General features: G+C 32.5%; 11 protein-coding genes and 1 pseudogene. 5 read left to right on the forward strand and 7 right to left on the reverse strand.

Annotated elements, in window-relative coordinates; all coding sequences use genetic code 11:
- Positions 1 to 213 (forward strand): amidohydrolase family protein (locus B3J44_RS19105; protein WP_286970672.1); only part of this gene is annotated, 213 nt, incomplete at its 5' end.
- Positions 214 to 304: 91 nt separating this feature from the next.
- On the opposite strand, the gene B3J44_RS19110 is transcribed toward B3J44_RS19105, so the two are convergent.
- Positions 305 to 1,183 (reverse strand): hypothetical protein, encoded by an 879-nt coding sequence (locus B3J44_RS19110; protein WP_198856302.1) that lies wholly within the window; start codon positions 1,181 to 1,183, stop codon positions 305 to 307.
- 98 nt (positions 1,184 to 1,281) lie between these two features.
- Here B3J44_RS19110 and B3J44_RS19115 point away from each other — a divergent pair, with 98 nt between their 5' ends.
- Positions 1,282 to 2,319, forward strand: coding sequence for a formimidoylglutamase (locus B3J44_RS19115; protein WP_286970674.1), 1,038 nt, complete (start codon positions 1,282 to 1,284; stop codon positions 2,317 to 2,319).
- Between the two features lie 136 nt (positions 2,320 to 2,455).
- Positions 2,456 to 3,703 (forward strand): DEAD/DEAH box helicase, encoded by a 1,248-nt coding sequence (locus B3J44_RS19120; RefSeq protein WP_198856304.1) that lies wholly within the window; start codon positions 2,456 to 2,458, stop codon positions 3,701 to 3,703.
- Here the strand turns inward: B3J44_RS19120 and B3J44_RS19125 are convergent.
- From B3J44_RS19125 to aroC, 3 genes are all read right to left on the reverse strand, one after another.
- The gene (locus B3J44_RS19125) at positions 3,700 to 5,883 is read right to left on the reverse strand and encodes a response regulator (RefSeq protein WP_198856305.1); all 2,184 of its coding nucleotides are present in this window, start codon (positions 5,881 to 5,883) and stop codon (positions 3,700 to 3,702) included. The two genes, B3J44_RS19120 and B3J44_RS19125, sit on opposite strands and share 4 nt — an antisense overlap.
- 125 nt (positions 5,884 to 6,008) lie before the next feature.
- Positions 6,009 to 7,271: a dicarboxylate/amino acid:cation symporter gene (locus B3J44_RS19130; protein ID WP_198856306.1), complete on the reverse strand. Its 1,263-nt coding sequence runs from the start codon at positions 7,269 to 7,271 to the stop codon at positions 6,009 to 6,011.
- Between the two features lie 52 nt (positions 7,272 to 7,323).
- Positions 7,324 to 8,382 (reverse strand): chorismate synthase, encoded by a 1,059-nt coding sequence (aroC, locus tag B3J44_RS19135; RefSeq protein ID WP_286970679.1) that lies wholly within the window; start codon positions 8,380 to 8,382, stop codon positions 7,324 to 7,326.
- A 188-nt stretch (positions 8,383 to 8,570) separates the two neighbouring features.
- Between aroC and B3J44_RS19140 the strand changes: the two genes are divergently transcribed.
- Positions 8,571 to 9,392 carry a UDP-2,3-diacylglucosamine diphosphatase gene (locus tag B3J44_RS19140; RefSeq protein WP_278020990.1) on the forward strand — a complete coding sequence of 274 codons (822 nt, stop codon included), beginning with the start codon at positions 8,571 to 8,573 and terminating at the stop codon, positions 9,390 to 9,392.
- A 139-nt stretch (positions 9,393 to 9,531) separates the two neighbouring features.
- Positions 9,532 to 10,029, forward strand: coding sequence for a hypothetical protein (locus tag B3J44_RS19145; RefSeq protein WP_198856308.1), 498 nt, complete (start codon positions 9,532 to 9,534; stop codon positions 10,027 to 10,029).
- A 176-nt stretch (positions 10,030 to 10,205) separates the two neighbouring features.
- On the opposite strand, the gene B3J44_RS19150 is transcribed toward B3J44_RS19145, so the two are convergent.
- From B3J44_RS19150 to B3J44_RS19160, 3 genes and pseudogenes are all read right to left on the reverse strand, one after another.
- Positions 10,206 to 10,631 carry a protease complex subunit PrcB family protein gene (locus tag B3J44_RS19150; protein WP_278020989.1) on the reverse strand — a complete coding sequence of 142 codons (426 nt, stop codon included), beginning with the start codon at positions 10,629 to 10,631 and terminating at the stop codon, positions 10,206 to 10,208.
- 14 nt (positions 10,632 to 10,645) lie between these two features.
- Complete coding sequence (gene bshA, locus B3J44_RS19155; RefSeq protein WP_198856310.1) at positions 10,646 to 11,791, reverse strand: N-acetyl-alpha-D-glucosaminyl L-malate synthase BshA; 1,146 nt, start codon at positions 11,789 to 11,791, stop codon at positions 10,646 to 10,648.
- A gap of 416 nt (positions 11,792 to 12,207) precedes the next feature.
- Positions 12,208 to 12,456 (reverse strand): annotated as a pseudogene (locus tag B3J44_RS19160) (ABC transporter ATPase); the annotation flags it as partial.

Below are 12,456 nucleotides of genomic sequence, written 5' to 3' on the forward strand. Positions count from 1 at the left end.
AAAATGAAAATGACACCAGAAGAAGCTATTAATGCGGCTACAATAAACGGCGCTTACGCAATGGGGCTTTCAGAAACTCACGGAAGCATTACAAAAGGCAAGAAAGCCAATTTGATCGTAACAAAACCAATTTCTTCTTATTATCAGATTCCTTACGCATTTGGAAGCAATCTTATTGAATCTGTTTTTGTGGAAGGAAAAATTTTAGAATAATTATTTCAACTATTTAAAATCAACCATAAAAAAAGGTCTGTGAAAATCACAGACCTTTAATATCTAAGTGGTATTTTTCCCTTCGGCAGAATTATCTTAAACTGAAACTAGTTTTAGAAACTAACTCATCATTATCAAAAACATTGATAAAATAAGTTCCTTTAGCAAAATCTTTTCCTGGTAAATCTTCACTAACTTGAACAGTTTTATTTTCATATTTTACTGTAGTTTTGAAGCTATAAGTTAATGTATTGTCTCCAAAGTTTTCTGTTTTCTTTTCGCCTAAAACATTGTTTTTAGCATCGATAACTTGAACATAATACGTTTTATCTCCAGATTTTGCAATTTGATTTTCAGCAATTGTAAAACTAACTTTCAACATATCAGCACGGCTTGCTTTATCTGTTTCAATTTGCTTACCAGAGCTTTTCAATTTGTAAGCTGAAGTTTTTGTATTTAATACAGATAATTTAGAACCTTTCTCTACCGTTTTAGCTAATTCTTCATTTTGACCAACTAATACTTCATTATATTTTTTAGATTCTCCTAAAACTACAATAGTACTATCTCTTTGAGTAGTTAAAACACCATTTTGTTTTTTCAACTCATCATTTTCAGCAACTAAAGTTTTCATTTTGCTTTGCATTGCTTGAACTTGAGATCTGTATTTAGAAACATCTCCTTTAGACTTGTTCAAATCATCCATTAAAGCAACCACTTTGTCTCTCTCTTGAATTAATTCGTCAGACATAGAAGTGTTTTCAGCAATAGCAGCATCATAAGTCGCTTTTAACTCCTGTAAATCTTTCATTACAGATTCTTTTTCAGTCAAGGTTGTTGTAAGTTCAGTTTTAACCACCTCTGTATCAGAAGATAATTTAAAAATATACACTAAGCTACCGATCAGTAGGACTGCTAAAACCGCGATTACCGCCTTTAGACTTGAATTGTTGTTCTTTGGGTTTTCCATATTTAAATAATTTTCTTTAATAACAAATTTAAGAATTAATATAAGGTAATAACGTAAGTTTCTACAATTATATTATTTTTGGAAAATAAATTTTTTTCATGGAAAAATTAATCCCATTCACTATAAATGATTTAGCAAAAATCACAAATCACAGAAGTGGTGAAATAAAGTTCGGAGAAAAAATGATTGTCATTCCGCCAGGAATTGATAAGATTAATTTTATTAAAGAAAGTGAAGCTAAATATGTGCTTTTAGGAATTCCTGAAGATATTGGTGTTCGTGCCAATTACGGAAGACCTGGAGCTGCTTCTGCATGGCAATGCGCTATAAAAAGCATTGCAAACATTCAGCACAATCGTTTTGCTAAAGGAAGCAATATTATTATTCTAGGACATATCAATGTTGCTGACGAAATGCGTGAGGTTGAAAACTTAGATTTTAACGACATTGACGACCGTTCCAAATTAAGCCAGCTAGTTGAAAAAATAGACAAAGAAGTTTCTCATATTATTTTTACTATAATTAAAGCCGGAAAAACACCAATTATTATTGGCGGAGGCCATAATAATGCTTACGGAAATATTAAAGGCGCTGCACTTGCAAAAGGAAAACCTGTAAATGCCATTAATTTTGATGCGCATTCTGATTTTAGAATTTTAGAAGGTCGTCACAGCGGAAATGGATTTTCATACGCTTACGAAGAAGGTTTTTTAAAGAAATATTTCATTTTTGGTTTGCATGAGAATTACACGTCAAAAAGTGTTTTAGATATTATTAAAAAATTGGAAGACCGCGTTCGTTACAATACTTACGACAGTGTCAACATTAGAAAAGAAAAAGACTTTAATCGTGAAATGATTACAGCTTTGGATTTTATTAAAAATGATGCTTTCGGAATTGAAATTGACTTAGATGCAATTCCTAATATCGCTAGTAGCGCCATGACAATCAGCGGATTTTCTGTTGAAGAATTAAGGCAATTTGTTTCTTTCTTTGGAGAACATAAACATGCAACATACCTACATATCTGCGAGGGTGCACCAGATTTAGACAATTCTCCAAACAATAATTTAATTGGCAAATTAATTGGTTATTTGGTAACCGATTTTATCAAAGCCAACATAGAACCTGCTTGATTTTAAATATTCTATTTGGTTATGCTATAAGGCCTCTTTGCCAAATAAAAGCAAATTCAAACAAACGATTGAACGAATAAACATATCTTTGCACAGCATTTTAGTAATTAAAACTAAAATACTAAATACCAAAGATATGTTATTCGAAGATCTATCACTTTCAAAAAGTATACAAAAAGCCGTATTTGAAGAAGGCTATTTAAATCCGACTCCAATTCAGGAAAAATCAATTCCTATTGTTTTAGAAGGTCGTGATTTAATTGGCTGTGCGCAGACAGGAACAGGAAAAACGGCAGCTTTTGCTATTCCAATTATACATCAACTACACCGAATTGTCGGTTCATCAAAAAAAGCAAAAGTAATTCGCGCCCTTGTAGTTACACCTACTCGCGAACTTGCTGTGCAAATTGGACAAAGTTTTGATACTTACGCAAAATATACCAACTTAACGCAACTGACTATTTTTGGAGGAGTTTCTCAGAATCCACAAGTTGATGCTTTAAAAAACGGAGTTGATATATTAATTGCTACTCCAGGACGTTTACTTGACCTTCATAAACAAGGCTTTCTTGATTTAAATCATTTGCACACTTTAGTGTTAGACGAAGCCGATCAGATGCTAGACATGGGATTTGTTAACGATGTCAAAAAAATCGTAAAACTAACTCCAAAAAACAGACAAACTTTACTTTTCTCTGCAACTATGCCAATTGCAATTCGCGAATTGGCAGAAATGTTTCTTCAAGATCCAGCACAAGTAGAAGTTTCTCCCGTTTCATCTACTGCAGAAAATGTAGAGCAACGTGTTTATTTTGTAGATAAAACAGAAAAAAGAAACTTGCTTTATACTTTAATTAAAGAAGAGAATTTATCTAACGTACTTGTATTTTCGCGAACAAAACACGGTGCAGATAATGTTGTAAAAGCGCTTCGCAAAAAAGATATTCCTGCAGAAGCGATTCATGGAGACAAATCTCAAAATGCAAGACAAAGAGTTTTAGACGCTTTTAAAAACAAAGAAGTTGGAGTTCTAGTTGCAACTGATATTGCTGCAAGAGGAATTGATATCGAACAGCTTCCTTATGTAATAAATTTTGATTTACCTAATATTCCTGAAACTTATGTTCACCGTATTGGCCGTACTGGTCGCGCTGGAAATGGAGGAATTGCGATTTCTTTTTGTGGAAAAGATGAACTTCCGTACTGGAAAGACATTCAGAAATTAATTAAGGTTGATGTAAAAACAATTGCAGATCATCCGTATCAATGGCATTCTGGAAGTCCGGAAGCTGGAGAAAAGCCTAAAAGCTCAAACAGAAGCGGTGGCGCTCATAAATCGAGAAAATCAAATAATGCTAAGAAAAATAAAAAACGCTGGTACTAAACAGCGTTTTTTTCGTTTATCAAGAAATTGATTATTTTAAATAATTTAACCGGCTCAAAAGGTTTAATTATAATATCATTCATTCCAGACGAAATTGCTTCATCTGTAATTTCATCTTTATCAAAAGCTGTTAAAGCTACAATTGGAGTTTCTATTCCTTGAAGACGTATTCTTTTCGTAGTTTCAAATCCGTTCATTAGAGGCATATTGATATCCATTAAAATCAAATCAAAAGTTTCGTCTTCTAAAATTTTAAGCGCAGCAAAACCATCGTCAACAACTTTACAAGCATAATTGTTTTTTTCAATAATCTTTTTGGTAACAAGCTGATTAATCAAATTGTCTTCAACGACTAAAATTTTATAGACTTCGCTCGAAGTTAAATCCACTTCAATCTCATCAATAATACTTTTTGTTTTAGCTAAATCGTGCTCAAAAGCAATTGTAAACGAAAATGAAGTTCCTTTTCCTAAATCACTATCCAAAGTAATACTGCTTCCAAAAAGACCTAAAAGCCTTTTAACAATACTAAGCCCTAAACCTGTACCTTGATAATCTTCATCTTTTCGGCCAACTTGAACAAACTTTTCAAAAATCTTGTTCTGATCTACAACCGCGATTCCAATTCCGTTGTCTTTTATCAAGAAATCCAAATAATGGAGCTTCCCTTCTACCTTATTTAGTTTTATGATAATTTCAACTTGCCCGTCTTTAGTAAATTTCAACGCATTGCTAACCAAGTTCATTAAAATCTGAGCCAGACGCAATTTGTCTCCAATTAAATATTCTGGAATATGTGGATCAATATCAATAGAAATGCTATTATTATTTTTCTGCGAAAGAAAAGAAAGTGAATTTTTGATTACCGTAATTTCATCAGAAATATTAAAGGTCAGGTTTTCCAGAACGATTTTGTTTTCTTCAATTTTATTGATCTGCAAAATATCATTTACAAGCGACAGCAAATATCTAGCAGAAAACTTTAGAGAACTTAAATGCTGACTTCTCGAAATTTCTTTATGCTCTTCTAGCAGCATATTTGTAATTCCGACAACTCCATAAAGTGGCGTTCTTAATTCGTGGCTTATCGTCGATATAAATTGAGTTTTAAGTAAAGAGGCTTCTTCTGCAATTTCTTTAGCTTTAAGAAGCTCTAAATTGTGTTTTTTCTTATATCTGATATTCTTTACTAGAGTGACAATTAAAATTAGAAGAATTAGTGAAATCAAAATAAAAAGAATTACAATGATTTTTGATTTTCTCAAACTCTGAGATTGTTCTACTTTTTCTCCTTCAACTTTATCAATCTGCCTTTTATATTCATCCAATTCAAGACTTAAACCTGCTTGAGATGCTCTTTTAAGCTTTTTAACATCATACAAGTTATCCGAAAGATTATAATGATTAACCAGAGCGCCGTAAGCTTCTTTGTGCTTATTGATTTTATTTAAAAAATGAGAATATTCTAAATAAGCATGCGCCAGATCTGATTTTTCTTGACATTTTTTTCCTGCTTCAATAGCACTTAAAAAATAGGCATTGGCAGCTTTATCATCCTTTATATGACTAGAATAAATACCATTCAGCATATCAACAATAACTTCTGTCGATCCGTCGTTGTATTTTAATTTAGTGCTGTTAACATATTTTAAAAAAAGATGTCCTTGATTGAAATTTCCAATATCAAAATAAGCCCAAGCAATATTGACATTAGTAAAATAAACCTCCTTTAAATCATTAATTTTCAAAGCAAAAGCTACCGCTTTCTTATAATTTCGAATCCCCTCATCAAATTGTTTCTTTTCAAAACAATACATATTCCCTAAATTATTATAGAGAAGGCATTTTATAGAATCATTATTGGTTTTATTAGCGTAGTAGAGACCTTTCTTATAGAAAAAAATAGCTTTATCAAACTCTGTTAATTCGTTATAATTGGCTGCAATAATATTATAGGAACGAGCAATAAGACAATAATCTTTTATTGCTGTTGCGGCGTTTAAGGCTGCTCTGGAATAAATGAGTGATTTTTCGAAATTAGCTTCTCTAAAATTTAAAAGTGCTTCTTTTACAGTCTTATCAATTTTAGGATCGAGATTACAATGAGATTGCGCAATTGCCGAATTGGCAAAGCAATTCAGAACCAAGAATAATAGTAAAAAAATCCGTTTTTGGGGCATTAATCGGCTAATTTGATCAAATATACACTTTAAAATAAAAAAAAGCTGCATTTCATAAAAAAATACAGCTTTTCAAATATTATTTCAATAACTAAGATAAAAAAATTAAAATCTCAGTGTTTTTATTATTCTTTATTGTCTTCCCATTGTCCTACAACAGAAGTTGCTAATGCATTTCCTAATACATTTGTTGCGCTTCTAAACATATCGCAGAAGTGATCAATTGGAAGAATTAATGCAATTCCTTCAATCGGAATATCAAACATACCACATGTTGCAGCAACTACAACCAAACTTGCACGTGGCACACCTGCAATACCTTTACTAGTAAGCATTAAAACTAAAAGCATCGCCATTTGTGTTCCTAAATCTAAATGCACATTATAGAACTGAGCAATAAAGATACTTGCAAAAGTCATGTACATCATACTTCCGTCAAGGTTAAACGAATATCCAAGCGGCAACATAAAAGAAACAATTTTGTCTTTTACCCCAAAAGCTTCTAACTCTTCTGTTAATTTAGGAAATACAGCTTCACTACTTGTTGTACCAAAAGCGATTGCCAAAGGTCCTGTAATACGTCTTAACAATTCAGTCATTCTACCTTTAAGGAAAATATATCCTATTAAGATTAAAATTACCCAAAGCGTACTGATACCAATTAAAAATGAACCGAAAAACTTAAAGTAAGTAATAACCAATTCTTCTGCATCACGTATAGCAAACACACCTGCAATGGCTCCAAAAACTCCAATTGGAGCAAACTTCATTACATAGTTTACCATTTTCAAAACGATATGCGACAGTTTATCAAAAGCACCAATAATTGGTTTTACAGTTTCTCCTAAAGAAGCTGCTGCCAATCCGAAGAAAATAGAAAAAACTACAATCTGAAGGATTTCATTAGTTGCCATTGCTTCAACAATACTTTTTGGCACAATATGCTCAACAAAATTGTCAAAAGATAGATTTTGTGTTTTACCAGTAACTTCAGAAGCTGCTGCCATATCAACGTGTTCTAGTTTTAAACCAACACCTGGCTGCAAAACATTTACGTAAAACAATCCGATTAAAAGAGAAATAAATGAAGCTGTAAAAAACCACCCAATAGCTTTCCCTCCAATTCTTCCAACGGTTTTAATATCTCCTAATTTTGCAATTCCTACTACCAAAGTGGTAAAAACTAATGGAGAAATAATCATTTGCACCAAACGAATAAAGATCGTTGCTAGCATTTTGATTTTGCCACTAAATAACTGTGCCGCTTCTGGCGAAATAGTGTTGTGCAATATAATGCCTAAAACGGCTCCTAGAACCATTGCAATTATAATTTGCCCTGTTAATCCCGAAAGAAATGATTGTTTTTTAGTTTCTGTAACTTCTTGCATTAAATTATTTTTTAATTATTAAAATATAAGACCCTCACTGTCTTACCTTTTATTAATATGTTTTGTTGATTAAATAAAAATCTGCCAAAACAATTGCTGCCATCGCTTCTACGATTGGCACTGCGCGAGGCACTACACACGGATCATGACGTCCTTTTCCTGTCATTGGTGTAATGTTACCTTTATTATCTAAAGAATCTTGAGTCTGCATAATAGTTGCAACTGGCTTGAATGCTACTCTGAAATAAATATCCATTCCGTTGCTTATACCACCTTGGATTCCGCCTGATAGATTTGTTTTTGTAGTTCCGTCAGGATTGTATAAATCGTTATGTTCACTTCCTTTCATTTCAGAACCAGAGAAACCGCTTCCGTATTCAAAACCTTTTACTGCATTTATAGAAAGCATTGCTTTTCCTAATTCTGCATGAAGCTTATCAAATACTGGCTCTCCTAAACCAACGGGAACATTCTGAATTACACAAGTTACAACACCTCCGACAGTGTCTCCTTGTTTACGGATATCACGAATATATTCTTCCATAATCGTTGCAGATTTCTCATCTGGACAACGAACAGGGTTGCTTTCAATTTTAGAAAAATCCAATTCCTGATAAGGTGTGTCTAAATGAATTGGTCCAACAGAAGAAACATAAGCATTGATTTTAATTTCAGGCAACATTTGTTTTGCAATTGCACCTGCCACTACTCTACTTGCTGTTTCTCTTGCAGAACTTCTTCCGCCACCACGATAATCACGTAAACCGTATTTCTGATCATAAACATAATCAGCGTGGCTTGGTCTGTAGTTATCTTTTATATGAGAGTAATCGTCTGATTTTTGATTGGTATTTGGAATAATGAACCCAATTGGAGTTCCAGTTGTTTTTCCTTCAAATATTCCTGATAAGAATTGAACGCTGTCTGGTTCTTTTCTTTGTGTAACAATTGCTGACTGACCTGGTTTTCTTCTAGCCATATCTACTTCAATTGCTTCAAAATCTAATTGTATTCCTGGAGGGCATCCATCAATAATTCCGCCTAAAGCTTCACCATGAGATTCCCCAAATGTAGTTACTTTATATAGTGTGCCGAAGCTGTTTCCTGCCATTGTGTTTTGTTTTGAGCAAATGTAAGTTTTATGAATTAAATTAAAAAATTTAAAACTGGTATTATTAACGAAACATTAAATGGGATAAAAATCACAATTTGGTAAAATTACCCACTTTTTGATAACCTTTTAATAAAATCAAACTTCACAAATTTTTATTCATTTGTAAAACTTCAAATCAAGAAAAATTGAAAAAAAGAAATGTCGAATTGGTCATCCTTTCTGATGTCCATTTAGGAACTTACGGAAGTCACGCCAAAGAATTAAACAACTATCTTTCAAGCATTAAACCCAAAACTTTAGTCTTAAATGGCGATATAATTGATGCTTGGCAGTTTCGTAAATCGTATTTTCCAAAAGCGCATTTACGAGTTATTCAGCGTATAATCGGAATGGCTTCTAAAGGAACAAAAGTTTACTATATTACTGGAAATCACGATGAGATACTAAGAAAATTCAGTGATATGAATATGGGGAATTTTGCTCTTGTTGATAAATTAGTTTTAGAATTAGATGATAAAAAAGCTTGGATTTTCCACGGAGATGTCTTTGACGCTTCTGTTCAGCATTCAAAATGGATTGCAAAGTTGGGCGGATTAGGTTATGATTATTTAATTTTAATGAATCGATTTGCTAACTGGTGTCTGGCAAAACTAGGACGCGAGCCTTATTCTTTTTCGAAAAAAATAAAAGCAAGCGTTAAAAAAGCAGTAAAATTTATTTCTGATTTTGAAACCACTGCAACAGATCTAGCCATTGAAAAAAACTACGATTATGTAATTTGCGGACATATTCATGAACCAAAAATTGTAACCAAAGAAAACAAACATGGTTCTACTTTATACCTGAATTCTGGCGACTGGGTAGAAAATTTAACTGCGTTGGAATACCATAAAAAACGCTGGAAACTGTTTTCTTATAAAGCTAGTAATTTTGCTGAAGAAGAAAATCTTTTAGAAATGGAAGATCTTCTCACTTCTCAGCTAATTTCTTCGATAATATTAAAATAGGACTCTCAGAAACAGTTTTTTAAGAATTTTAACGCTTCAAATTTCTAAAAATGTAAATTATATAACAATTTTCAAAAATATTATACGTTCTCTATCTGACTGTAATAATACATTTGAAAAAAATTAATTAACCATTTTTATGAAAAAGATACTTTTATCTGCCATTATGCTTCTTGGTTTAGCATTTACGGCTCAATCACAAGAAATTTCGAAAAACGCATTAGGATTACGTCTTGGGGACAATAACGGATTTGGAGGAGAAATATCGTACCAATTAGGATTAAACCAAAAGAACAGACTTGAGTTCGATTTAGGTTGGAGAAATAGTAGAGACGTCGACGCTGTAAAAGGAGTAGCGCTTTACCAATGGGTTTGGAACATTGACGGAGGCTTTAACTGGTACGCTGGTGTCGGTGGAGGTTTAGCTTCTTGGAATTATGATTACTACAATAACAACTACAAATATAAAGATAGCGGAACTTACGTTTTTGCTGCTGGAGATATCGGTATCGAATATAGATTTAAAGAAGTGCCAATTACTTTGTCTTTAGACGCAAGACCTGAAATTGGTTCTGGATATTATGATGATGATAATTTTGGATTTGACGTTGGTTTAGGAGTTAAATTCAGATTCTAATTAAAATAAAAAATAATTGTAAGAAGAAACCTGTCGTTTAAAAGCGACAGGTTTTTTTTATGGTTTTAAAAGAAATTTAAAAAAAAGCTTCGACTCCGCTCGGCCTGACAAACTTTGAAATCGCTTTCTAAAAACAATCAATGTCAGGCTGAGCGGAGTCGAAGCTAAGTTTAATTTTATTTAATAATAATTTCTTTCTTAGAATGAATTTTTACCACTGTATAAGGATATGAAATAACCTGCATCGTCATTGCATCTTTTGCCGGACTATTTTCTTTTACCGTAATAATGATATTCTTATCTGTTTCTTCTACTTTCTCAACATCAATAGAATAACCGCTTGTATTTTTTTCACCCATATTCAAAATTACATAATTGTAATCTTGAACATCTGGATCTTTCATCTTATGAGCCAAATTTGGATCATTTTCAAGCATTTTGATTTCATTGGGCTCAGTCAAAATTTCGAAGAATTTAATATTTCCACCACCGTCCGATTGTTTTGTTAAAACTTCATACAATGCTGCATTTGAACTTTCCACTTTTTTTACTCCACACGAAATCAAAACAAAAATCGCTAAAACAGAAATTACTTTTTTCATTTTATCCTTTTAAATTAGTGCTTTTCATACTTGTAATCATCAATTGCTTTCTGATATAAAGCCTCATATTTAGGCAGAATATTTTTGATGTCAAATTTTCTTGCTACTTCAAGAGCATTTGCTTTAAACTGACTCAAGACCGCATCGTCTTTTAAAATTTTTAACGCGTTTTCGGCCATTTCTTCAACATTTCCAACATTGCTCAAATACCCAGAAAAACCATCAAAATTAACCTCAGGCAAACCCCCAGAATTACTAGAAATCACGGGAACACCGCATGCCATTGCTTCCAATGCTGCCAAACCAAAACTTTCAGTTTCTGAAGGCAGTAAAAACAAATCAGTCATACATAAGATTTTATCAATTTCATGGCTATTTCCAAAGAAAATCACTTTATCTAAAATCCCCAATTCTTGACATAGAATTTCAGCTTTTTCTTTTTCAGGTCCATCACCAACCATCATTAATTTAGCCGGAATTTCTTTCTGAATATTATAGAAAATCTTAATAATATCTGGAATGCGTTTAACCTTTCTAAAATTACTAATGTGGGTAATAATACGTTCATTCTCATTTGCCATTACATAACGATGACAAGGTGCACTTGGGTCTTTTTTAACTTTATCTAATTCGATAAAATTCGGAATGACTTTGATTTTATTCTTGATTTTAAATAATTTCAGAGTATCATCTTTCAAACTCTGAGAAACCGAAGTCACATAATCTGATTTATTGATGCTAAATGTTACCGCTGGTTTATAAAATGGATGATTTCCAACAAGTGTAATATCTGTTCCATGAAGTGTTGTAATCATCGGAAGATTAATTCCTTCGTTTTTCAGCATTTGTTTTGCCATGTACCCCGCATAAGCATGAGGAATAGCATAATGCACGTGCAAAAGTTCTATTTTGTACAACTTAACCATATCGACCAATTTGCTCGATAATGCTAATTCATAAGGCTGATAATGAAACAATGGATATTCCGGAACATTTACTTCATGGTAATGAACATTCGGATTTAAAAGTGCCAATCTAACTGGCTGACTGTATGTGATAAAATGTATTTCGTGTCCTCTTCTGGCTAACTCGAGACCTAACTCGGTGGCTACTACACCACTACCTCCAAAAGTAGGATAACAAACTATTGCTATTTTCATGGATAAAATTTAATTCTACGAAAATACTCAAAAATAGCGTTTAATTAACCGTTTAAATTGTTAGATTTTTGACAAAATTAGATTAACTCTGGTTAATAAATATTTTTTAGAAGCAGAACAATATCGGTCAAAACAACATTAGTCCCGCTGTACGCTAAATTCCCGATCAACAAAAACTACGGCTGAAAAAGCCTTGTTTTTCTAAATCGGGAGATACCGCTCCCATCGGGGCTAGATTAGACGTTTTTGTTTTCATAAGACCACCATCCTATTCAACTTTGTCAAAGTTTTAAACTTTGACAAAGTTCTTTACACTACCAAACCTAATTATTTCTAAACTTTAGACTTAAACTTGAAATCATAAAAAAAGGCACAAAATCTAAATTTCATGCCTTTTAAATATATTTTAAATACTCTTAAAAAAACCTGCTGTGCCAGCTATCAGCTGCAGGAACTTCCCAAGACTCGTTGAATTCTTCTATATTGTTTACCAAGTTATTGAAAACAATTGTATTCTCAGAAACTGATTTATCTTTTACCATTTTCTTGAAATCAATTAATGGTTTATGTGCAATATGTTCACCTAGTTTAAAAGTAACATTCATTTTATCCAATAAATCAACATTATACTTTTTCTCCAAGCTTTGAATAAATTCAACAGAACT

Origin of the sequence: Flavobacterium sp. UBA4854 (genome assembly GCF_002399805.1) — a bacterium.
Classification (GTDB): Bacteria; Bacteroidota; Bacteroidia; order Flavobacteriales; family Flavobacteriaceae; genus Flavobacterium; species Flavobacterium ginsengisoli.